Origin of the sequence: Flagellimonas marinaquae (assembly GCF_023716465.1) — a bacterium.
Taxonomy (GTDB): Bacteria; Bacteroidota; Bacteroidia; order Flavobacteriales; family Flavobacteriaceae; genus Flagellimonas; species Flagellimonas alginolytica.
This window is the reverse complement of record NZ_CP092416.1, coordinates 1-22,513: the sequence shown is the minus strand read 5'-3', so window position 1 is coordinate 22,513 and position 22,513 is coordinate 1. Positions and strand designations below refer to the sequence as shown.

The 22,513-nt window shown below is 42.1% G+C and carries 31 protein-coding genes; 3 read left to right on the top strand and 28 right to left on the bottom strand.

The window, feature by feature from the left end:
• From MJO53_RS16765 to MJO53_RS16750, 4 genes are read right to left on the bottom strand one after another with little or no spacing between them, the layout of a single operon-like run.
• Positions 1-324, bottom strand: a complete 324-nt coding sequence (locus MJO53_RS16765) for a hypothetical protein (protein WP_157731032.1) — start codon at positions 322-324, stop codon at positions 1-3.
• A gap of 10 nt (positions 325-334) precedes the next feature.
• Positions 335-1,957 (bottom strand): type IV secretory system conjugative DNA transfer family protein, encoded by a 1,623-nt coding sequence (locus MJO53_RS16760; RefSeq protein WP_093980783.1) that lies wholly within the window; start codon positions 1,955-1,957, stop codon positions 335-337.
• Complete coding sequence (locus MJO53_RS16755) at positions 1,954-2,916, bottom strand: DUF5712 family protein (RefSeq protein WP_252081260.1); 963 nt, start codon at positions 2,914-2,916, stop codon at positions 1,954-1,956. Before MJO53_RS16755 ends, MJO53_RS16760 begins: the two co-directional genes overlap by 4 nt.
• 2 nt (positions 2,917-2,918) lie before the next feature.
• The gene (locus MJO53_RS16750; RefSeq protein ID WP_157731036.1) at positions 2,919-3,488 is read right to left on the bottom strand and encodes a BfmA/BtgA family mobilization protein; all 570 of its coding nucleotides are present in this window, start codon (positions 3,486-3,488) and stop codon (positions 2,919-2,921) included.
• An 874-nt stretch (positions 3,489-4,362) separates the two neighbouring features.
• On the opposite strand from MJO53_RS16750, the gene MJO53_RS16745 reads away from it, so the two are divergent.
• Positions 4,363-5,385 (top strand): replication initiation protein, encoded by a 1,023-nt coding sequence (locus MJO53_RS16745; protein WP_093980786.1) that lies wholly within the window; start codon positions 4,363-4,365, stop codon positions 5,383-5,385.
• A gap of 379 nt (positions 5,386-5,764) precedes the next feature.
• Complete coding sequence (locus MJO53_RS16740) at positions 5,765-6,121, top strand: hypothetical protein (protein ID WP_093980787.1); 357 nt, start codon at positions 5,765-5,767, stop codon at positions 6,119-6,121.
• 975 nt (positions 6,122-7,096) lie between these two features.
• On the opposite strand, the gene MJO53_RS16735 is transcribed toward MJO53_RS16740, so the two are convergent.
• From MJO53_RS16735 to erm(F), 5 genes are all read right to left on the bottom strand, one after another.
• Entirely contained in the window at positions 7,097-7,261 is a 165-nt protein-coding gene (locus tag MJO53_RS16735) for a type II toxin-antitoxin system HicB family antitoxin (protein WP_093980789.1), read from the bottom strand.
• A 19-nt stretch (positions 7,262-7,280) separates the two neighbouring features.
• The gene (locus MJO53_RS16730) at positions 7,281-8,072 is read right to left on the bottom strand and encodes an AAA family ATPase (protein ID WP_093980790.1); all 792 of its coding nucleotides are present in this window, start codon (positions 8,070-8,072) and stop codon (positions 7,281-7,283) included.
• Between the two features lie 8 nt (positions 8,073-8,080).
• Positions 8,081-8,668, bottom strand: a complete 588-nt coding sequence (locus MJO53_RS16725; RefSeq protein ID WP_093980791.1) for a recombinase family protein — start codon at positions 8,666-8,668, stop codon at positions 8,081-8,083.
• A 121-nt stretch (positions 8,669-8,789) separates the two neighbouring features.
• Entirely contained in the window at positions 8,790-9,608 is an 819-nt protein-coding gene (xerA, locus tag MJO53_RS16720) for a site-specific tyrosine recombinase/integron integrase (RefSeq protein ID WP_136567480.1), read from the bottom strand.
• Between the two features lie 156 nt (positions 9,609-9,764).
• Positions 9,765-10,565, bottom strand: a complete 801-nt coding sequence (gene erm(F) / locus MJO53_RS16715) for a 23S rRNA (adenine(2058)-N(6))-methyltransferase Erm(F) (protein WP_252081259.1) — start codon at positions 10,563-10,565, stop codon at positions 9,765-9,767.
• A gap of 457 nt (positions 10,566-11,022) precedes the next feature.
• Between erm(F) and MJO53_RS16710 the strand changes: the two genes are divergently transcribed.
• On the top strand, positions 11,023-11,562 hold the full coding sequence (locus tag MJO53_RS16710; protein ID WP_252081258.1) for a dihydrofolate reductase family protein: 540 nt from the start codon (positions 11,023-11,025) through the stop codon (positions 11,560-11,562).
• 180 nt (positions 11,563-11,742) lie between these two features.
• Here the strand turns inward: MJO53_RS16710 and MJO53_RS16705 are convergent, their stop codons facing one another.
• The 19 genes from MJO53_RS16705 to MJO53_RS16615 all read right to left on the bottom strand — a co-directional run bounded on the left by MJO53_RS16705 (position 11,743) and on the right by MJO53_RS16615 (position 22,427).
• Positions 11,743-14,637: a Tn3 family transposase gene (locus tag MJO53_RS16705; RefSeq protein ID WP_116183696.1), complete on the bottom strand. Its 2,895-nt coding sequence runs from the start codon at positions 14,635-14,637 to the stop codon at positions 11,743-11,745.
• Positions 14,638-14,897: 260 nt separating this feature from the next.
• Positions 14,898-15,173 carry a hypothetical protein gene (locus tag MJO53_RS16700; protein ID WP_093980735.1) on the bottom strand — a complete coding sequence of 92 codons (276 nt, stop codon included), beginning with the start codon at positions 15,171-15,173 and terminating at the stop codon, positions 14,898-14,900.
• 113 nt (positions 15,174-15,286) lie between these two features.
• Positions 15,287-15,556 (bottom strand): hypothetical protein, encoded by a 270-nt coding sequence (locus MJO53_RS16695; protein WP_093980736.1) that lies wholly within the window; start codon positions 15,554-15,556, stop codon positions 15,287-15,289.
• Entirely contained in the window at positions 15,553-15,702 is a 150-nt protein-coding gene (locus tag MJO53_RS16690; protein WP_157731006.1) for a hypothetical protein, read from the bottom strand. Before MJO53_RS16690 ends, MJO53_RS16695 begins: the two co-directional genes overlap by 4 nt.
• Positions 15,699-16,001 carry a hypothetical protein gene (locus MJO53_RS16685; protein ID WP_093980737.1) on the bottom strand — a complete coding sequence of 101 codons (303 nt, stop codon included), beginning with the start codon at positions 15,999-16,001 and terminating at the stop codon, positions 15,699-15,701. The genes MJO53_RS16690 and MJO53_RS16685 overlap by 4 nt, the downstream gene beginning before the upstream one ends.
• A 9-nt stretch (positions 16,002-16,010) precedes the next feature.
• Positions 16,011-16,208 carry a hypothetical protein gene (locus MJO53_RS16680; RefSeq protein ID WP_093980738.1) on the bottom strand — a complete coding sequence of 66 codons (198 nt, stop codon included), beginning with the start codon at positions 16,206-16,208 and terminating at the stop codon, positions 16,011-16,013.
• 12 nt (positions 16,209-16,220) lie between these two features.
• Positions 16,221-16,442 carry a hypothetical protein gene (locus tag MJO53_RS16675; protein WP_157731008.1) on the bottom strand — a complete coding sequence of 74 codons (222 nt, stop codon included), beginning with the start codon at positions 16,440-16,442 and terminating at the stop codon, positions 16,221-16,223.
• A 38-nt stretch (positions 16,443-16,480) separates the two neighbouring features.
• Positions 16,481-16,711 (bottom strand): hypothetical protein, encoded by a 231-nt coding sequence (locus tag MJO53_RS16670; protein WP_093980740.1) that lies wholly within the window; start codon positions 16,709-16,711, stop codon positions 16,481-16,483.
• 216 nt (positions 16,712-16,927) lie between these two features.
• Positions 16,928-17,200, bottom strand: a complete 273-nt coding sequence (locus MJO53_RS16665) for a hypothetical protein (RefSeq protein ID WP_093980741.1) — start codon at positions 17,198-17,200, stop codon at positions 16,928-16,930.
• Positions 17,201-17,281: 81 nt separating this feature from the next.
• Positions 17,282-17,452, bottom strand: a complete 171-nt coding sequence (locus MJO53_RS16660) for a hypothetical protein (protein ID WP_157731010.1) — start codon at positions 17,450-17,452, stop codon at positions 17,282-17,284.
• Positions 17,449-17,700, bottom strand: coding sequence for a hypothetical protein (locus tag MJO53_RS16655; RefSeq protein ID WP_093980742.1), 252 nt, complete (start codon positions 17,698-17,700; stop codon positions 17,449-17,451). The genes MJO53_RS16660 and MJO53_RS16655 overlap by 4 nt, the downstream gene beginning before the upstream one ends.
• Positions 17,701-17,705: 5 nt before the next feature.
• The gene (locus MJO53_RS16650; RefSeq protein ID WP_157731012.1) at positions 17,706-18,179 is read right to left on the bottom strand and encodes a hypothetical protein; all 474 of its coding nucleotides are present in this window, start codon (positions 18,177-18,179) and stop codon (positions 17,706-17,708) included.
• Position 18,180: 1 nt separating this feature from the next.
• Positions 18,181-18,555 carry a hypothetical protein gene (locus MJO53_RS16645; protein ID WP_093980744.1) on the bottom strand — a complete coding sequence of 125 codons (375 nt, stop codon included), beginning with the start codon at positions 18,553-18,555 and terminating at the stop codon, positions 18,181-18,183.
• A 7-nt stretch (positions 18,556-18,562) separates the two neighbouring features.
• Positions 18,563-18,868 carry a type II toxin-antitoxin system RelE/ParE family toxin gene (locus tag MJO53_RS16640; RefSeq protein WP_093980745.1) on the bottom strand — a complete coding sequence of 102 codons (306 nt, stop codon included), beginning with the start codon at positions 18,866-18,868 and terminating at the stop codon, positions 18,563-18,565.
• Complete coding sequence (locus MJO53_RS16635) at positions 18,858-19,076, bottom strand: addiction module protein (RefSeq protein WP_093980746.1); 219 nt, start codon at positions 19,074-19,076, stop codon at positions 18,858-18,860. The genes MJO53_RS16640 and MJO53_RS16635 overlap by 11 nt, the downstream gene beginning before the upstream one ends.
• 27 nt (positions 19,077-19,103) lie before the next feature.
• Positions 19,104-19,409, bottom strand: coding sequence for a hypothetical protein (locus MJO53_RS16630; protein ID WP_157731014.1), 306 nt, complete (start codon positions 19,407-19,409; stop codon positions 19,104-19,106).
• A gap of 5 nt (positions 19,410-19,414) precedes the next feature.
• Positions 19,415-20,203, bottom strand: coding sequence for a ParA family protein (locus tag MJO53_RS16625; RefSeq protein WP_157731016.1), 789 nt, complete (start codon positions 20,201-20,203; stop codon positions 19,415-19,417).
• 257 nt (positions 20,204-20,460) lie between these two features.
• Positions 20,461-20,700 (bottom strand): hypothetical protein, encoded by a 240-nt coding sequence (locus MJO53_RS16620; protein WP_093980749.1) that lies wholly within the window; start codon positions 20,698-20,700, stop codon positions 20,461-20,463.
• A 20-nt stretch (positions 20,701-20,720) separates the two neighbouring features.
• On the bottom strand, positions 20,721-22,427 hold the full coding sequence (locus MJO53_RS16615; protein WP_252081257.1) for a ParB/RepB/Spo0J family partition protein: 1,707 nt from the start codon (positions 22,425-22,427) through the stop codon (positions 20,721-20,723).
• Between the last annotated feature and the right edge of the window lie 86 nt (positions 22,428-22,513).

Below are 22,513 nucleotides of genomic sequence, written 5' to 3'. Positions count from 1 at the left end.
TCAATTGATTTGGATGGATTGTCCGGCTATCCAGTTGATGATCGCAATAAAGGCCAGGATCGCTATCAAAGCTATACCCACTATCCAACCAATGTTGGTAAGGGCCTTTGAGCGCGTCCCATCGCCCTTTTTGTCCACAAAATCATCCAAGTTGTAGAGCAAACCCGCTCCCGCCGATACTATTACCCCGATGATGATAATGGGTATCAGGTACTCATTGATCACATCCTTTGCGTTGTTGATGAAGCTGTTCTGTGCGAACGTGGACAAGGGCAGTAACAGGGTGGCTGCCAAGATCATTTTCTTTCTAAGGTTTGTTCTCATAATGTTCTATTTAAATTGATATGGATTTTACTTCGTTGATTATTGTCTCCAGGTTCTCGTCAAGGTCTGCGGCAGTAACGATCTTTTCCCTTACCGTCCTTGGTTCCATGTCCAGGGACCGGTCGTAGGGCACAAACCTTTTGTGAAAGTCGATATAGTTGGACTGGCCCCCGATGCCCACAAACTCTCCCGGTTGTAAATGGCTGAAAAAATCGGCCTCGAACTTGAATTCCTTGCGTTTTGTCATAGTGGTCCCCTCCGAATAGCTCTGGCCGTAATTTCTTGATTCGCTGGTATATTCGTTCATCACTTTTTCAAAAAGTTGTTGGTAGTCCTTAACGGCGTTAACATCCCCCGTCTTGCCAAAAAACTTGTTAGTAAAATTTGAATGTATGCTATTCAAATCGAGTTTCCCATAAAGTTTCTCTATTTTCGATGAACTCTGCGTTAACATCAGGAAAGCAACCTTGAACTCACGTAAGAGGGACGGTAATCCCTCAAAATTAGGTATGTGGAAAGTGGTAGCTTCGTCCAAACAGAAAAGCAAAGGGTTCTTATTTGTAAGGTCAAATTGTTTGGCCGCAATGTTGACCAGGGCCCCTATGACCGGGGAAAGCGTGTTGGAGATCTGGTGCGAATTGCAAACACAAAAACTGATAGGCTTTTCGGGATTGACAAAATTGTACTCAAAATCGTTTCCCGTTAGGATATAGCACAAAGCCTCGTTGTTCGCTATCTTGCTCAAATAGTTGCTAAGGTTGAACTGTATCGACGCCAATGTCCTTTCGCTGTCCTGTACCTTAAGGAACGCGGAAGCGTAACCTTTTGCCCTATTATCAGAATTCAAGAACTCAACCAGGTCGGAAGTTTCCCTGTGCAAGAAAAAATTTGCTATATGCGGCCATGTGCACAGTTCCGGAAAATGTTTGAAGAACATCCAACTGATGCCCTTGTACAAACCAAGTGCAGCGCCCCACCATTCATCGTCTTTGGAGTGCAGGCCCTTCAAACTTCTTAGGAACTGCTCGTTTACTTCCTCAAAATGGGTGCTGTTGTTGAAAAGGCTCGGTTCGGTCGGATTGAACCTATGGCTTTTGTTCGGGTCGTTGAAATTCACATAGAACAGGTTCGAGCTCTGCTCATGGGTGTTGTAATATCCATAAATGGTCTTGGAATAGTCAAACTCCTTTGCATCGTAAACAAAACTGCAATACCCCGATTTTAGATATTCCAACAATAAAGGTTTTCCGAGGGAGGCCGTCTTACCGGCATTAGCTCCGCCGTACACCAAAAAATTTTCAAGTGGCTCGTAATATTTTATGGTATCCCCATCTTTGGTCTTTAGTTTTATCGGGTCGCCGGTATAGGATTTGTCGGAACGTTTCCCTTTTTTTTCAGATTTGCCAAGGTTCAAAACAATATAGAGGACCATTGCAGCGGCCAGGCCTATCCCCAAGACCTTAAGTATATATACGATCGGTGCGTGGAGTATCACAAATAGAAAAAGTCCAATAATGAAGTTCCCCCCTAACAGGATGCTGTATTTTTCCCTCCTTTGGACAAACTCCAAAATAGCATAAGAGTAAAAAAGGCAGATCAGGAAAAGGCCAATATCGAGTAAGGTTATCTTCATAGGCCGTTGAGCATTTGGTCCTGTACCTTGGCCTTAAGGCTCAACTGGTTCTGGATATTGGTGTTAAGTTTATGGAGCATTGCCTGGTTTGGTTTGGTGAAATATCGATACACCATGTTCAGGTTGCTGTCCGAAAGCGCTGCCATTTCCTTGTATTCTTGCGGTGTCAATTGGTTTTTGTACATAGTGGCCACGCTTTTCAGGGATTCGTTGTTGGACTTGGCAGAATAGCTTTCATGGAACTTTCTTCCATAGGAAAATTCCTTATCGAACAATCTTTCCGTCTTTAATTTGAATACCTCATGGTTGAAGCCCTTGGTTACCTTGTTTCCGTTCAGGACATGATGGGAATTTGCCTTCAACTCTTTTGCGTTCGGGCTCAATGATTTGGATTGGGTAGCATCCTGTCTGCTGACAACGATGTGGACGTGGGTGTGCATCCCAGGTTTTTTATCGCCGGATTTTTTATCGCCGTTCAACACTTCGGGGTCGTTACCTTTATAGGTTCGGTTGTGCTCGATTTTGGAGACATAGACCATATCCTTTTCGGTAAGTCCTCGGTTGAAATTTTTGGCATATTCATCCATGACCTTTTGGGTGTACATTTTCATTTTCTGTTCATAGACCTGCCTTTCCCTTTCGTTCAATTGGGCTACATCTGTTATTTTCCTTCCGGCTATCTTGCTGGCCATATGCTCCTGTTCCTTGGAGGAAAAATTCAGGGTGAGCATAAAGAATTTTGAATCCTTTTTCTTCAATCCCTTTATGTTCCTATCAATGGCCATAGCTGCTTGCGTTCGTGTTATCATATCCTGAAAGCGGTCGTCATCCTTGGTCCTCCCAAAGAAAAAACCTCCGTTTTCGAGGCTGCTGTTCTCTTTTTCCAAATAGTCGATAAGTTTACTGACACTGCCTTTGTTGTCGGCTCCAGGTGTGCTGCTTGGCTTATGGACTTTCATTATCATAGTTTGCTCAATTCTTCTTTATAATGTTGGTACTGTTCATTTGAAATGGTCCAGTTCCCTGTCATGCTCTGTTTTTTGAATTTCGACAAAAGCTCTTTCATGAACTTGTTCTGGTTCTCCAAACGGTATTCCAGTTCCCCTTTTTCAGATTTTGCCTTTTTAAGCTCCGTTTTCAGTTCAATAAACTGGTCCTGTTGGGCAACAATTTCTTTGGAAGGTTTCGCTACCTGTACCGATTTTTTATCCTGTTTTTTTGGTACGGCGGTTTCCGGAAGCTGGAGATTGTTCTTCTCCATCTGTACATACAACTTCTCCACCAGGTTAAGGATCTCCTTCAGATATTTTTCCTCGGATGTCTTGATAAAGGAAATGATCCTATTGGTGCGTTCCGTTATCACTAAAGATGGTGGCCTACGGGCACTGTCAAGGTCGGTTGGTTTTAATCTTGATTCTTCAAAAAAATCACAAAAACTTTCCAGTAAATCCGAGAATGATTTCCTTTTGAATTTCCGTTTAAGAACGGCCAGACGTGTTGCTACATCCTCTTCGATTTTCATTGTTCTCATGGTAATCGCTTTGCTTTTGAAGCAATATCCGATTTTTATCTTGAATATCGCAATTTAGCGTTTTTTACTAACTAATTAGTAATTGTACTTTCCTTATATAATAGGGTCTCATAGGGTATTATTACAATATTTTACTAATTATTTAGTAATTTTTTTACTAATTTATTTTTGTAATTTTCTGTTTATCAGGAAATTACCAAGCATTAATCTCGCTCTGCGTGATTACTGCTTGCTTTTTTGTTTCTCCACTACGTTCCGAAATTCAAAAAACTGACTTTTTCCATTGCATTCCAAAAATCAAGATCATATTTCGATGAAATTCACACGAAGTAAATTTCAAACATTTTGCATTGCAAAACCTTTCATCATTATTCAAACTTTTTCGATTTTCTAAATCCAAAGGCCCGAATAAAAATGGTTGGATTTTTAAGGGAATTTTTTAACTTAAAATGGCTTTTGGCAAATGGTAAAATAATACAGGTGCGATAGATTTTTTCTATCGTTCTCTAACCGATTGCGGATGCTTTTTGACCTTTTTCAAAATACCATTTTCATTTTGCGGAGCAAAGTATTTTTATGAAAAAAAGGCGGAATTTTTTTTGAAAATTATGCCTTTTTTGAAACCTTATTAACAAGTTAACAGGATATATCAAAATTGCTTTTTTCATAATAGAAATACTAAATAGAATAGTCAGGATTAAAGACTAAATTACAGCACCGCGATTTTGCCTTGTTTTATAGGGGCTGACAAAGTTTTATTCTAACCGATTGCGGATGGAACTCTAACCGATTGCGGACATTATCTAACTGAATGCGGATGGAACTCTAACTTAAAATCATATATTTGGTTACTTTAAACTAACCGATTGCGGATATGGCTATAATTGTTGACAGGGATACCAACAAAAAAATCAAACTTCCTGATGTGGTAAGGCAGCCATATCAACTGACGGCCAATTTTGTCAAGTTCAATTTTTCTGCTGGAGAGAACCGTGTCCTAGTTAGGGTCCTGCAAAGGATAAAGGTACACCAAGAAATCGATTACAGCCCCCAGATTGATTTAAATGGCAATATCTCGTTACAATTCCATTACCGCGACTTGATGCTCGATACAGACAACGCAAAGGAAAGGCTTGATACTACCCTGGCCGGGCTAAGGGAAAAAACCCTGCCCATATCAAGCAAAATGGAAGTGGACGGCAAAGAAGAGGAGACCGTGAAGCTGGTTGGGGTTATCGAAAAGCCCGAATGGACATTGAGCCGTTCGCACGTCAAATTGAACCTTGATGCCGGATTTTACGGCTTTTTGACCGACCTGAGCAAAGGATATACCGAATACCTCGCCGAGAGCAGCTTCAACCTCCAGGGAACCTACAATATCAAATTCTATTATTACATCCGCCAGTGGTTCGACATGGGCGGCAGGACCGTCCACTCCTTGCAACAGTTCAGAAATGAGCTCGAAATACCGGACAATCTCTACCAAAAGAATACATCGAGTGCATTCAAGCAAAAGATTATCGAGCCGGCAAAAAAGATGTTGGACGAGATTGCAGATGTGAGCTTCAATTATTCCGAAATAAAAAAGGGCAGGAAAATCGTTGGCTTTACGTTCAAGTTCTATAAGACCAACAACAAAGCGCCGGTTCGTCATAATGTGGAAAGGATAGAAGAGATATTTTCTTTATTTGAGGCTAATTTTACGCTTTCTAAAGAGGATAAGAGCCGCTTGGTGGGCCTTATGAACAAATATCAGTTCAGCTTCCTTAAAACACTCATAAATACCCATTTCTTTGACATCAAGGATAATTTTGAAAAGATGCATGATCTTCCCAATGCAGTAAGTAAGGTTATCCTGGACAATTACGAGCACATCTTCAAAAAGGATTCGGAATAGACTAACCTATTGCGGACACCTATTACTATTCAAACACTTTGCGGACGACCTTTTTTTCAGTTCATTCAATTCTAACCGACTGCGGATTACATAAACCCCTGCAACCCCTTTGTTTATGCGTATTCTAACGGATTGCGGAGGATTTGTGTAGAAATGTAGATTCTCTCTGGGCCGTTAAAATTTTAAAAATATGTCCAAATCAAGGGAAAATAAGTCCATAACTAACTGATTGCGGACAAAAACCGCCCTCCCCTACACCACAATTCTAACTGATTGCGGATTACATAAACCCCTACAACCCCTTTGTTTATGCGTATTCTAACGGATTGCGGACACCTGGACCATATCCAGCGTAACAACCTTATCTAACCGATTGCGGATGAAAAAGGTCAAAAAAGCAAGGTACGATTCATCGAAAATATATCTCCTCATAAATGAAATAATGCTGGAAGGTCATAAATTTGAAACTATGATTAATATGCTCTTTTTCAGGCCAAACGGTGATATGATTAAGGAGGTCCGCTCAAAACTGATAACTGCGGATCTTTACAGAGAAAATTCAATTGAAGAGCTCAGGGATGGGCTTATCAAGAAAAAGGCCGAAACAAGGTCCAGCGATTTCATAAAACGTGGAAAATTGCATAGAAGCATAATGGCCCTGACCTACCTTTTAAAAAAATTAAGATCTGAAGCAAGGAAAAAAAGCAGCCCGCCCCCGCCATCTGACCCGGTGTGAATGAATCCATTTATATTATAAATGAGTTTTTCCGGTTACGGGATGGCAAGCTGCTGTATTTTCAATAAATCAAGGGATTTTCCAATTCATCAAAAGGATTGTAATTCCTTTTAGGTGGTCCTAAACTAAAGGGTAATCGGCATCAACACAAATAAAATTCCTACAATTCGATGAACGGCAATAGCATTGTATATGGCCTAGTGACCTCATAGCTGCGAAAAGTGTCAATATAGCTCGGAGGCATTGAAAACATTGGCTTTCCGCTTTGACATCGTCCCAAAATTGAACAAAATGCCCAATTAAATTACCTAATTTATTATAATACAATTTTTTACGGACGCTAGCCCGTTTCGGGATTACACTACCATTTCATGGCTTTTAAAACGACTTGGGCGCAAAACGGTTAATGGACTATCTTTACGGAAATAAACCGATTATGTTTCTTTCCATTTTCTTAAAAGGCTCAATGTTCTAAGTATTCACTTAAAACATTGAAATCGTGAAACATTCAAAGCGATTTATAAAAGCCTTTGGTCTTACCCAAGAGGGACACATTGATTTTCCTAAAAAGATATCCAATATCCGCATTTCAAGGATTGACAACTACCGTAAGATGGGTGGTTGTTGGTTCTGTTTCCCCCATGGAATAGAGACCACTAACTCAAAATTTTCAAAACGTACCCGTAACTGGAAAAAATATAGGAGAAACCAATATAAACTTTGATTTGGGAGTGAACGCATAGCGGCTGAAACCGCCCGATGACCACATAGCTGCATAAACGGAAAACTTTGCTCGGAAATACCGAAAACACTGGTGTTTATCGATTAATTAAATTCCCCAGTTTTATTTATTGGTCTATATGGATGTAATGTGCAATAGGGTTTATTGAACGTACTGCCCAAGTGTTCTATTTTATGTTTATGCGATAATGAGATTCCTATTTTGTTTATTGGAACAACCACGGTAAGCTCTTTTCAGTGTTCTTGTCCGTGAAGGAGTTCCAAATGCAATTCAATGGCTTCCTTGATATTATTCTCGATTTCAGCTCTATCGGCACCAGCGGAAGTACACCCGGGAAGTTCCGGTACATAGGCACTCCAACCATCGCTGCTCTTCTCATAAATAATTTCGTATTCCATAAATCAAATTTAGGATATGTTATTTCAAAAACCTCAGATAGCTTTCCGGACTTTGTAAGAACGACCTGGTAATGGTATAGTGCTCCGTTTCCTCCAATGATACCTTGTTCATTCCTTTGTCCGTCACCTCATAAATATTTGCTCCGGGATACGCCATAAGCATGGGTGAATGCGTGGCAATGATAAATTGGGACATATGGGCCTTTAAGTGTGCTTGGATGAAATAGAGCAATGACAACTGTTTTGATGGGGACAATGCTGCTTCGGGTTCATCCAGCAGGAATATCCCACTTCCATTTATGGTATCGTCCATTATTTTCAGATAAGCTTCCCCATGTGAAAACCCCTGAAGGTCTTGGCCGTAGTTCTGCCGCATTTTATAAATCTGATAGTTTTGGTTATCCTTCATTTCCTGGATGATACGGTCCGGAACTTCACCATAGATATCCTTGAACGACTCGTGGAGCCTGGCATCCTCCCTATCGATACTGTTCAAGAGATCACCAAAGTCCTCTGCCCTGAAGAAAAATCCCCTTGGCCTCTCAATTTTCCAGTTCAATTGCAGATAAGGTGTCAGCGAACGGGCCGCCTTGAAACAATTCTTGCCATATCCGAACCCGTCCATATGTGGGAGTTGTAAACGAAGTGCCAATGTTTCAAGTAAAGTGGACTTCCCCGTTCCATTGTCCCCTATAATAAATGTGACTGGTGCGGACACATCGATATCCTTTGCAAACTTGATAGCACTGACATCGTAGGGAAACGGATGGGTCCGTTCCGCTATAACGCTAAGTGACGATAGGTACGGCATAGATCGGTTCAGGGTTTAACGGTTGAATCCGCCATTAGTGATTTTTCCACTCTATAGAAAGAGGTCTTTCCCAATTTTGCCCGCTTGCATGCATTATCGATTGAGACCCCTTGGTTCTCATAAAGATGTTTGGCGTAGTGGTACTTTTCAATTGTTTCCACTTTTGCACCCTTGGGCCTGCCCAAAAGCTTGTTTCGTTTTCTGGCATTGTCCAGTCCCACTTTGGTACGTTCACTGATTAGGTTTCTCTCGAATTCCGCAACCGCAGCAAAGATTTGTAGAAGAAATTTCCCATTTGCCGAAGTCGTATCGAATTCCGGTTCGCTCAGACTTTTGAAGTGTACCCCGGCCTCGTTGAAGCGGTCTATGAGTTCCACCATGTTTCTCAGGGAACGGAAAACACGATCGTTTTTGTAGGTAAGAATGGTGTCCCCCTTCCTCATGTATTTGAGCATCTCGTTCAGGCCCTTTCTATCATCTCTTGTACCGCTGGCGATATCGGTATAGATTTTCTCGCAACCCTCTTTTTCGAGCAAGGCAATCTGAGCTTCCAACTTTTGTTCGGGTGTGGACACCCTGGCATATCCGACCGTCATATTTGGTTCCGTAAAAGGTTATATAACGAAACTACTAAAAAGAACGACAAATGGAACTGTGAACGAATGTTTTTTGACGCGGATTCAACTGTGCCGTAAAACGGCCAATTTATGGAGCGGTTCAATCATCAAAAGGACTTGTCACATTCAACAAAGTAGGTTCAGTAACTTGGGTATAAATCATGGTCGTCTTAATGGAATTGTGCCCTAAAAGTTTTTGGATGATTCTAATATCGGTACCATTTTCCAATAGGTGCGTTGCGTAACTGTGCCTCAAGGTATGCGCGGTGATGTTTTTATTTATTCTCGCCCTTTTGGCAGCAGCCTGGAGAAGCTTGTTGAAACTTGACGAAGAATACCTGTCTCCCTTTTGGCCTTCAAATAGGTATCGTTTGGGCGTATATTCTTTATAGTACTCACGAAGCATTGACAAGGTTTTTTCAGATAAGGGTACTATCCTGTCCTTGTTGCCCTTTCCTGATTTAATATGTATCACCATTCTGGATGAATCTATATCCTTGATTTCAAGTGCAATCAACTCGCCTACCCTTAAGCCTGCACTGTAGACCACGGCTATCATGCTCTTATGCTTGATGTTGTTGGCTTTTTCAATGATTTTAAGAACTTCCTTTCTTGCGATGACTACGGGGAGCTTATTTGGCTTTCTACTCGGAAATAGATATTCCAAGTTAATGTTCTGACCGAAAATTTCTCTGTAATACAGCTTCAAGGCCATCGCTACCTGTTTCTGGTAGGAATAGGATACTTTCTTGGTGTGTACCATATGATAGAAGTACCTGTGAAGTTCGGTTTCATCAATCTTGTTCAGTGGCTTTTCAAAAAATTGAGTCGCCATCTTTACGATGGAAGAGTAACTCTCTATAGTGTTCCTGCTATACCGCTTAACCTCCAATATTTTCACAAAATCAGGCAATGACATAATAATATGAAGATATCGATTTATAGTGAAAAAGTACTATTTTTATCCAACATCAATATGGTTATGCGGAACTTTCCGGATATCCAGTAGTTATGCGGCAGCTTAAAAGACGACACCAAACCAGAAAAATCATCTTGACAACCACCCGACTTTGAACTACGAAGGATGAAATTTTTCAGGGACAACTTCCAGCATTTCCAAAAAACAGTTTACCCATTGACTTGGCGACAAATAGACAATTTGGGAGTTAAGGTTTATTCCGAACTTTTCCGAAATTGACCTGACCTGATTTTTCCTGAAAATCGACTTTAAAGCTGTTTTTACAGATAAATCAGGTTTCTGTAACAGACAGGAAATAAATGCTAAGTATTTGTCTTTAAACTTAAAATCAAAAAATAACTGTTTTCTTTTAATGTTTAACAGGGCTGACTTGACAGTTGGCGGTGGCAAGAAACTTTCAGGACCTACCTCATAGACAAGTTTCAAATCAAAAAAAGTATGATAGAAAACGGTATATGGATTGTAAAGCTTCCTCGAAAATAACTTTTGTGTAGGTTCTAACTGAAGGACAATGGAACCTCCCAGAAAATTTTCAAGACTCTCAAACATCAGGATTTTGAAAATATCGGAAGTAATGCCATAAGGAATATTTGACACCACTTTGAAAGGAAATTTCGGAACTGCAAAATTCCTAAAATCACAACCGACAACTTGAACATTTCGGGCATCAGAAAATAATTTTCGTAAATGTTCAACCAAAGCTGTGTCGTTTTCAATAGCTACGACATTGTTCGCGATTTTTAATAAATGAACAGTAAGAACCCCTTTGCCTGCTCCAATATCTAAAACTGTATCTTGACTGCTTATATTTGCTTGTTTTATTGCATTTTGTATTAGCACTTTATCAATAGTAAAGTGCTGACCCGTAAAACGAACGGGCAATTTCTTTTTTGTCATTAGTAACTTCTTACAGGTGAATACTTGAATTCAAATCGTGGAGAAGTGAATAGACAGTATTACCCGACAGAGCAACTATGACAACGTAACGCCTTTACAAAAAAGTCGGCACACGAAACCCATAGACTGATTGTCTTGACCTAAAAGAGATTGGAATTTTCAGGACTGCCTATCACTTAGATAGAAGTCCAAGGTCTGCTGAAATACATAATTCAAAAATTGAAATTGCTTGACTGCAAATTTAGTAACTTTGCTTGACAAATTAACGAGAAAGAAGAGAAAATGAAAGCCGACCGCATAACATCACCTATACGCAAGCAGGGGTTTCGTGCTTCGTAAGACAGGAAAGTGGTAAATTTAAAGTTCAGTTCTTCGTAGGTAGCTTAGTGGTAAAAATCCCTGCCTGCGTATAGCTGAGAACCGTTGGCATTCATATTGACAAAAACACGAAAGAAGAATGAATAAAAAGAATAGCGTATTTATCGCAACAAGTTTGGACGGATTTATAGCGGACAAAAATGGTGGAGTCGATTGGTTGCACTCTGTTCCAAATCCAGACAATAATGATATGGGATATGTGGAATTCAACAATGGAATTGACGCTCTCGTTATGGGGCGAACAACATTCGAAACTGTAATCGGATTTGACGTTCCCTGGCCATATAACAAACCTGTTTTTGTGTTGAGTAACAAACTGAAAGAAATACCTGAATCTCATAAAGACAAAGCCTTTTTAGTAAATGGAACTCTAACGGAAATTTTAGAGCGAATTCACGGAAAAGGATATGGAAGATTATACATAGATGGCGGAACAACAATCAGGAATTTTTTAAAAGAAGACTTGATTGATGAAATGGTTCTTACAACTATTCCGATTTTATTAGGTGGTGGCTCTTCTCTATTTGGAGAATTACCCAACGAACTGAATTTCGAACTGATTGGAACAAAAACATTTCTGAATCAAATATCGCAGAGACATTATAAACGAAAAAAATAAAATACGAAATGCCAACAAAGGCTATAAGTAATTGCTTGTTCCCGCCTACTTCTGAAAATCCTCGCGGATTTTCAGTTTGGTGTGTACTTGCTAAGTAAATTGCTAAACCACGCAACTACTCATAGCCGAGACCGTTGTAGTGTCATAAAACGAACCTTTTTTGGCACAGAGATAATCGACCTATACAGCAAGTCCAAGGTTTTTGTCCATATCCAACTCAAACTTTCCATAGGGGTTCACATGGGCATGTATCAATGGGCTCAATGCACGATAATCTTCCTTGTCAAATCTTTCCATCCATCCGTTTTCGGCCACCACACGTTGTATCATAAGTGTATTGACATAGACCAGGCAGTTCTGGAGCAGATGTAATGCCAGTACCGACAGTTCCTGCTCTTCCAAACGGTTCGATGAAACCTCTCCACTTTTTCCGAAAAAGATGAAACCGTTCGCAGAGTTCCAATTCTCTATCACGTTCAGGCCCCCGTGTATTTCCCTCCGAACATTTTCATCGGCCAAGTAACGGCAAAGGAATATCGTTTTCACGGCCTTCCCCAATTCCTGAAGGGCCCTGTAGATCGGATGGCTTTCGTTTCCCCTAGTGAACCTTTTCAAAATCGATTCGGGGTCGGCCGTTCCCTGTTCCAGGGCGGCGGTGTATTTTACCATTTCATCATATTGCCTTTCTATGATTTCCCATTTAATGCCCCTATTTAGTATGGGCAAAAGGTTTTTGAGCTCTTTCTTTAGGGAAATATCCGGAAGGTAAAGTTTCTGTGAGGCGATGCTCTTCAACCTTGGCATCAGCTCAAACCCCAATAGCCTGCAAAAGGCAAAGGCGACCTCGCTCTGGCCATGGGTGTCCACAAACTGTTTTTCAACCTTCATATCGGTACAGTGCTTGAGCACCCCCTCTATCATATTTGCCACCTCAGAGGAGGAGCATTTCTTCAGTTGGGAATAGATACAGGTTGAGCGGGTGTCGACATGCCAATAGATCATTACACCTTTTCCCCCGTACCTTATGTGCCATTCCGTCATCAGGTTCTGGTCCCAAGAACCAAACTTCTTTGAATCCGAGGCACATGAGGTGGTGGCCTCGCCCCAAAGTTTGGTGTCCTTGACCAAGAATGTCCCATTGGCGACTTCCCTGATCGCCCTACGCAGGGAATCCTTATGGATATAGGCGTTCTTGACATGGCGGAGCTCCTTGTAACTGACTTGGTTGCCCGATGCCAGACGATTGAGCCCCATATTGGTTCCAAGGCCGTAGAGCACCAAAAGCAACCTTTTCCTGAGCTGTTCGGGCGACAACCGTTCCGAAGTCCTCACACTTTTGAACGATTTTGTAAAGCTGGACCAACTGTCCGCCTCGCGAAGTATATCCAAAAGGGAGGTCATTGGCCATTTGGATTGGACCTCTCCCTTGAGCGCACTTATATTAGGTGGATCCATGAGAGGATCCGAGGGAGAGAGTACGATATTCTTAACTCCCGACTGCCTTAACCTTACATATTTGTTGGATGGCAGGTTCTCGTTCAACATTCTCAATGCGGTCTCCATTTCTTCCTTCAGTCCGCTAGTAAACTCTGCCGGGTCGTTCTCAACGCCCAACCGGTCATAGTAGAATTTCCTGTTAATATTGAAATCCATGGGAACGTCCTCATCGGGATTACGGTATTTATCCGCCCCTTCCACCCATATCTCCTTGCACCGAAGTCGTTTTCTCAAAGCTTCGAGGACGGCTATTTCATAATCCACTCGGTCCATATCACCTTTGCCCATCCCTTTGATAAGTTTTATAAAACTGGGCCTGATAATATCCGATGTGGGAACCGAACCATCGGCAAGAGAAAACTTTGAGTTGTGTACTGGGTTCTCCATGAGCCAGTCGATGGCATCCAAGATGGGCGCGTGTGAATCATTATTTGACCTAAAGGTCAGACTGCCCAATATCTGTGGCACCATTCTCCGATAGTGGGAGGAATAACTGGAACGCACCAAGTTGTGTATCTCATTTTTAAAACCCTTTCCGGAATATTTGTGCTCTTTGACGATATCGGAGAGTTTCGCTTTGCTGGCAATTGGAAATATTACTTTGGTGATGGTGCCTTTAGGGTCTTTCAATGATGCCTTAGCAATTCGTGCCAAAAGTGTCGTCTTGCCATAGACCCGTTTCATTTCCTTTACCAATACGGTCTCCACTTTCTTTTTCGCCTTCTTTGATAGCTTTCCCACTAGGAGGATGAACAGGTCCACAAGGTCATCGATGATTTTCTGCCTTCTGACATAAAGAAAGATGCACATCAAGGTATCCCTTATGTATGGTGGGTGCCGCCTTATTTCCCAGGCCGACTCGGAGGCTATCCTTTTGTAAAGCCTTTCCCGAATCTTGGGATGTATCCCGCCGATTTCTTTTGCGGGCAATCCGCAGTCCTCGATAAACGACAATTTGTCCAGTTCGCTGAGAATGGTAGCTAGACTGGTACGGCCAGGGTCGGAACGAATCCAGGTGAACGAACCATTTTCATGTGGTTCACTTCTAAGGCAGCGGTCGAACAGTTCAGTCGTTCCTCTTCCCAAAAGTGAGGCAACATGGGTGAACAGCTTATTTTCAAAGTCGGCAAAGGCAGACGCTATTTCTCTGTAAAGGGCATTTTCCGGAGGACACTTTAACCTTTTCTCGAAATACCATTTTTTGGCAAGATCGTTCGCCTCTTCCTTTTGGATGCCTGTCGGGAACAATTGGTCGCACATCAAAAATCTCAATTCTTGTTGGTCGACTGCGCCTGGACGTCCAATTTTTAAGAACATCAGAATCTCTGAACGGTGCCTTTTGGCCGTACTTGACATCCAATTATAATCTTTCAAAATCGATGGATTCGTATGTAATTGGGTACAGAGATGATCGATCAAATCAGATCTTATGTCCTTTTCTTTCGATATGAAGGCACCGGTTTCCGAATAATTCTTTAACTGCAGTGCAAATGCCAGTTTATGTGGGTATCTCTTGTTTTTAAGTAGTTCTGCTTCGTCGTAACTTATAAACCAGTTTGTGCTTAAATTGTCTTCCATTTTTGACTTTTTGACAATTTAAGGATTATGCTAAATTACCAACCCTTGTATTTATGGGGCTTATGAGCTGAATTGATACTTTTCGTAGCTATGAGGTCACTACCCCTATATAGAATGAATAATCCTTATCTAACCGATTGCGGATGAAAAAGGTCAAAAAAGCAAAGGAGTGTTGCCTGAATTATTTATCTTTGAAATGAAAGAAGCAAACGCGAGTTTGATTCAAGAAATGGGATGCCCCCCCCGGGTTGTCCCTTTTTTTATATCTGATCGTCTGTGGGCTCGTTCTTTCCCTTTTGGTAACTGGCCAGCTTTCTCCCCGGCTCTCCCTTTTTGTACTCGTAGATGTTGAACCATGCCCAATTGGGGAAATCCGAGTGAAGGAATTTTGTAAACTTCATCAACTTGTTGACATTGTTGTATTTCAGGAAACGGCACCGACGGCAATCGGTATCTATCCTGCGTTTAGCGTTTACGTTTGCCTGGCATTCCTGACAAAGAACTTTTACGATGGCCCTATATCTGGTGTATGCCATTTATGCGAATTTAAATGAGCTGTGGCCAATTCCAAATTGGTAATTTATGCGAACATAAATAAACTGGAGTAGGATCCTGCAGCAGCGGTTCCGGAAAATCGATGCGAACATGGTCATGGCATAAAATTCAACAAGGCATTGCGGGATTCCTGAAAATCCATGATGATTCGCTGCATACGTTCAATTTTTTCCTTTTGTTCGGCAATCATGGTCTTACATTCGGTCAAATCTTCTTCTTTGCCCTCAAAATCGTTTATGAGCCTCTTGACTACCTCTGTATTGGAATTGGAGGCGTAACGCTTTTTAAGCCTGGAAAAGTTTTTGGAGGTTGATTCGTCTATGTCCCTAACATAGATTGTGGTTGGCCTGTCCTGTACTTTCATAATCTGGTCCTGTAATAGAATTTATCCTTTTCAAATAAAATATCCGAAGTGTGGAGCTTAAAGGCTTTCACATCATCAAAAACAATTTCCCCGGATGCCGCCGGTTCCTCCATCGTGCTTCCCTTCACAAATACATCTACCATCATTCATCGTCGATTAGTTCAAAATCCTCTATTCCATCAATTCCGGGATCAATAAGATAGTTGTTGGTGATTACCCTCATTACCTCGGTGCTGTCCTTGTGGATCCTTGAATACTTAAGTTGTTCGCCGTCGTAGCCAAAAACACACTTGGGCTGGCCAAGGTCCAGTAAACGCATCATGTGGGATTCGGTAACGGTAATACCGTTATTGGTGAAACCATTTGCGTGGGATAGGGCTATGACCCTTCTTTCATAATCGTTCATCTGGATCCACTCCCTTGTCATTTCGATGATGTTTCCCATTATCAAAATTTAAAGTTTATCGATTAGGTTTTCGGGCTCCTCTTCCTCCGAATAGGGTATGCCCAGTTTCTTCATCAGGACAATGGCCAGCTCTCTCCATCTGTCTCGCTCATGGCCCAGAGCATTTGCATGGTCTTTCATTTCCAATAAAATGGAATTCAGTGCTCGAATTTCGTCCTCATGCTCTTTCTCCTGTTTTTTTGTCATTCCCTGTTAGGATTATTTTTCATTTTCCACAAAATGTTTCCTGTGGCCATCGGGCAAGGCTTGGATTTTAACCTTGGTCCAGTAGATCCATTTGCCGTGTTTGCCCCTGTACTTTCCATATAGTCTATCGGATTTTTTGGCTTCGTTTATCTTGTTCCCAACGTCCAAAAGACCGCCACCTGCAATTATCAGGTTTTCCCAGGCTATCAGCCCGTCTTTTTCCTTTTCTGCCATGCTCTCACTTTGTGTTTTAACTCCCGCTTCTGGGCAGTTCAATCTAATTTTTCAAATCTTATGTCCATATGCTCCCCGATGGTGAAGACCTCGCCTACGATGTCCTTTGAGGAAGTCAGCTCGATTTGGCACTCGCCTCCGCTTGAATCGTACAATAGGAACACGGCCTCGATGTCCGTCTCAAAAAACTTGTTCTCCCTATAGGCTTGCAGGCACTCCATGAACAGGTCTGCTTTCTTTTTCTCCATTTTTGTTACGAGCGTGTTCATGCTTTGAATCGGTTTAAATTTTCATTATCTTAAAGGGGCTTTCCCCTGTTCTATTGAACATAATACCCGTTATATAACTCCCTATTCCCCTACCCTACAGTCATTTACGTTTTTTCCGTCCCTTAGAACGCCTTAAAATGGCCCGGAATCTTACAGTTTCGTACCCGATATCCCCTTTTCGCCTTTGAAACTGTAAGGCGGTTTCTTCCGGTGTTCTTACAAATCTGGAAGCTCGTCCTCGGGCAATACAGCCCCCTCCAAATTGAACAAAACCATGTCCGGCACCCCACCAACTCCAATCAAAAAGGTGCGCTCCCTTATTAGACAAAATACTTGAAGCCCATCTACATCATCCAAGAAACTGATTCGGTCATTGATATTCAGTAACTGGCCGTGTTGTTCCCAAAAAACGATTAATACTTCTTTTGCCGACCTGCCATACTGCTTTTCCTTTTGCCCGGCATCAGAAAGCATTTGGTAACTGTTCATTGACAAAGTAACTTGGATGTCAATCGTTTTTTCCACGGCCACTATTATTCATTTCTTGTTTTAGTATAGGATTTTAAGACCCTATTTTTTCTTGTTGTACAACTTCCAAGTAATTCCGGCCAATAGAACGACAACGCCCGATTTCCAAATCTCGTTTATAAATGGAATGCCGGTTATGTTCAACAGCCCTACCAAACCAGAGAACAAGATCAAAACCCACCCGATAAGTACCAAGTATTTTAAGTTTTTCATGCCCATGATTTGTTATATTTTTCGTCCCTGTAAACAATCTCCGAACGTTCCAAGTTGATGATCGTATCATAAATGCCGTCCTTGGTCAATTCGTTCGGGAAATGTCCCAAGGTGGTATCGTCGAACGCTTTTTCCAACTCTCTTTTGGCCGATTGGACCCCGTCTTTTTCAAGGATCGTGCAAACAGCACTGGCAAAGATCCTTTTGGCCTGATAAAAATCCTCTTCCTCTTGGGTGCGCTTTTCCATATTATTTAGAATTTTCGCTTTTTCGGGTTTTCATTTTGGTGCACTTTTTTGGCCCTCTCAAATTCTTCCCAAGATTTTTTGCCCGCGCCATCTAGGGCCAAGAATCCTTCCTTGGTGAGCTCAAAGGGGGAAACATCGTCCGCCATACCGTTGAACTCCTTTTTACATAGCCCGCGAAGGATGTTATAGAGCCTTGTACTGACCCCTCCCGGCACATCTTGCAGCCATTCCTCCAGTTCCCTTCTGCCGCCAAATATGTGCCTTTTGAAAATTGGATCGGAAAGTACCGTTTTGACCTTTTCCTCAAAAAAAGGATTTTCACTGTTTGGATCTTTGCTCCTGAAAAATACTGTGGTCAAAAACTTAGTGGGCGACTCCACAGCGGTTACCCGCATATCGACCAGTTCATAGACCTGCCCATTCACGCTCCAAAGCTGTCCCGTCTGGATTTCCGGATATGTCCTGACTCTTTTTCCCAATTTATGAATTGCGTTCTTTCATTTTCCTGTGCATTTCGGAATAGGCCCGATAATCCTCTTCGGAAAGGTTTTGCTCCATCCATTCATCCATCCCGATATCGTTCTTCTCCATCACATACCTGGTGAACGAGAATATGCCCCGGCACTCTTCAAATCCCCTCGCCTTCATATCGGTGCCAACATTATCCGGAAGGCCCTCCAGCCACTCTTCAAAATCTTCCTCCGTAGGTTCAAGTTCTTCACTGGCCAACGAATGGTATATGTAAGCAGCGTTACCTAACCGAAAGATTTGGGCGTGTTCTTCCCTTAGCTCCTTTGGGAGCTGCTCCAACATTTTGGCTTGGTTGTCCCTTTGTTCCTTGTTCGGATGTTCCATGGCAAATTTATTTTTCCCCTAATCTTTTAAACCATTTCCTTGGGCTTCTGGATTGATGGAAAACGGAGATTACCGTTATCATATCATCCTCGACCATATAGTGGATCCCATAGGGAAAACGCCTGATAAACTTTATCCTGACCTCCCTGTACCTTACCTGATAACCAAGGGGCGTGTTCAATATATCGGCATATCCTTCCTCCAGGCAAAGTTCAAAATCGACCGATAGGCCCTTGCGGACTTTCTCATATTGAAGAATGGCCTCGGCAATATCATGATCGGCGGCTTCAAGGATCTGGAATCTATAGGTCATTCCTCAACTTGGCGTTTCGTTCCCTCGATTCCTCCAGGGAATAATATTTGGCCTTACCGCTCTTGTGGTAATCGATTCGGTTATCAAGTTCCGCTTTGGTTTCATCGCTCAACTCAATGGAATCTTTGTCCTCGATAGAGTCCCAAATGTCCTGAGCGATCAAAATACGCTTGGCCACTGGCATTTTTTTAATGTCCTGAATATCCATGACTAAATGATTTGATTCAAATTGGTGTTACCTCCTACTCTTTCTGCCCGCCGTAATAGTTGCGTTGGCCAGATCCTCCGCGTATTCCTTTTTCAGCTTGTCATAACCGATCTTGTCCGCCAAGAGCTCCAGAGCCTCCGAAATGACATCCCCTTGGGAAACCGGGCTTTTTTTAACAACATACTGCTGGAGCCATTGGATGTCATCCATCAGTTCTTTGGTCTCTGCATCATGGGTAATCGTGAACGATACCCTTTTTGGCTTTTTTATTTTAAGGGCAACCTCGTTTTCATCGAACTCGTCAAACCCTCCTTGCAAACTTTTGTCTTTCATGTCCATCAATTTATTTTGTTCAATATTTCCCTACACAATTTACTGTAATCCTTGGCCGATCTTGATTTTGGGGCCACCTCAAAAATACTCTCCCCCTCGTCCGTTGCATCCGCTATTTGTACATCCTTGCGCACAAATGTTTTTAAAAAATAATCATCGGGAACGGAATCCTGAACCTCTAGATAGTATTTTTTGAACCGTCTGGTGTTCTCTTCCACGATGTTGAAGAAAACCCCGCCCACCTTAAGGGAAGGGTTGAACTCCTTTTTAAATGCGGCCGCATCATACATAAAGTTGGCAAGACCATCAACGGCATACTTTTCGTGAACCAAGGGAACGATAAAGGCATCGGATGCATAAAGGGCAATCTGGTTCAGCTTGGGCTGCAACTTACCTTTGGCATACTTGTTCTTAAGGTCGGATGGGGAGCAATCGATTATGGCATAATCAAAAGTGATATCATGTTCCTTTTTGAACATTTTCTCAAGTACCTCCAATCGTTTCTTAAGTATGTCCAATGGGTACACCTCGGTATCGATCATATCGGAACCTGCAAGGATGTACAGATTCCTTTTTTTGTTCTTTAGCCTTAGACCGGCTTTGCCATTCAACATGTCGAAAACCGTATAGGGGTAATCCTCCGGGATTCCGTACCCGATAGAAAGATTACGCTGTGCCTCAAAGTCAATGAGCAAAATCTTGTTTCCCCTTTTGGCCAGGTACGCGGCCATGTGGATGCACGTTGTCGTTTTGGTGCACCCTCCTTTTTTGTTGATGACGGATATAACTTTCACAATAATTACTTGTTGTACAATAATTCAAAGTTACACAATTAATACTTAAAATACTTGTATTTATTGTATTTTTTGGCTCCCAATTTAGAAGTATATTTGAGCGGACCGGTTTAAACCAGTCTTTGTTTTTATTTAAAGGGCGGCCATCCATAAACCGCCCTTTTTTGGGGGCATAAAAAAGTCCGCAAACCAATGGCCTGCGGACCTCCAACCTTAACAAAAACGAACATTGCGTTTGGGAACCTGTCCCTTTTCTATCAATCCATGATGATCGCCCATCGTTCGTTGTCCCCAACCCTTTTGATCCAAACATGGTTATGGCCATGCCCGGTCTGGAACAATTCGGAAAGCTCATGATTGATCAATATCTGTCTCACATCATGGATAAAGTCCCTCACATCGGCATAGTTGGTTCCTTTGTCCATGTGGGAGGCCAAGGCATCCCTTAACCCTTTCTCTCCCTTTTTCAATCGTTGTTCAAATTCAATTGTTGCCATAAAATCTATGTTTGGGGGTATTATGCGCTTTTTAGCATTTCGTTCTCCTTTTCAAGAGCGGCGATACGCTCATTCAACCGCTTTTCCCTTTTGATTCTTTTTTGCTCAAAATCGGATTCAATGGTTTCAAACTCTTTGGTCAAAAAGGGCCTGATTGCCGTATAAACGGAACTGTTCACGTTGTTGTTCTTGTGGTTCAGCTCCCCAAAGTGGACTTCCCTTGCCATTACAAACCGTATCAACTTGTGGAATACCTCCTTTTTGAAGTTTTTCCTGAACTCTTCGACCACTCCTGCCGCATCCTTTTTTCCGGACTTCCCCAGGAACCCCTTAAAGAACTCTTCTTGGTTGTGCCACCCTATATGGTTCTCGAACAACACCAAGCAAAAAGCAACCATTTCATCAGTGGTCAATGTCTTTTTAGAATTATGGTACTCCGATTCCCTTACCATCCGTACCACTTCCTCAAACTGTTTATTGTTCTCGATTTGTTTCTTACGGATTTCCCTGTCGTTCATCTTTTGGATTTTCTCCGTGGGCGTACAATCGTCCATCTTCTTTTTTTCGATGGGAACAGCACTGGTTTCAATTTTGGCAATTTCCTTATGCCTTAGATAGACTTCCTCCCAATTACAGGTTTTGGGGTCGATCAGGATTCCCTTGTTGAAACCATTTTCGGGAGCATTGGTATAGGTTTCGACTTCTTCCGAATAACACTCCATCTGTTCTTCAAGTTCCTCTTTTACTTCATCATCCGTCAATTCCCTCCAATGGTGTTCATCACGAACGGACTGCTCGGTGGGCATAACAGGCTCATTGAGTATGTCCATGTCGCCCATCAAATGGATTTCCAGACCATTCTCCCCCAATATGGAAAGGAACAACTGGTTGTCTTGGCTGTCCAGAGCATACTTGTTGATCTTGGGGATCAACAACCGTCCATCCTTTTTGACCGTCTCGATCAGGTTGAGCAAGTTTTTTGTCTTTTTGGTGGCATAACAACTTGATTTTGTACATATCTGTTTACCGTCCCCAAAAAGGCTTCCCTGGTTGGCCGAATTGAACGGGCAAAGGGTACACGCCCCTGCCTTTGGCACCAAATTCTTGTCGTCAAGTGCAAAGGGTGCCTTTGCCAAATCGAAAGCCTGTTGGTTTATGGCGTTCTGCACATACCTTTCCTTGAAATCTCCCCCCATGCCCTCCAAGATCATCTGCTGTTCCTCTGCGGGAAAAGAGGCCACACCAATGGCCAGTGATAGGGTCATTTCCTTGCTCCTTACATAATGTTTGAAGCCCTCTATCAACTCCGATAACTTGATACGTCCGTAAACAAATTTTTTGTTACGTCCGATACGGGTGGCAATTTCCTCGGGGGAAAATTTGGTCTTTAGCATAGCTATCGCCTCGGCTTCCTCTACTGGTTCAACGTCCTTGCGCTGTAGGTTCTCGATGATCTGGATTTCCAAAATGGCATCCTTTTCCAATTCCCTGACCATACAGGGGATGGTCTTTAGGTCAAGTAATTTACACGCCCTGTACCTGCGTTCGCCCATTACGATGGTAAAGGTCTTGCCCGTTTTGCGAACCGTGATGGGCTGTAATACCCCAAATTCGGAAATGCTCTCCGCAAGTTCCTTTAACCCTTGTTCTGAAAAAGTTTTCCTCGGCTGTCCGGGGTCGGTCTTAATCGAACCGATCTTTAAATGTTGAACTGTTTGATTTTCCATAATCGTCTTTGTTTTTATTTAAATACAATATACGAAATAAATACAAGTAATACAAGTAATACAAGTATTTAAAGCATTTATTTTAA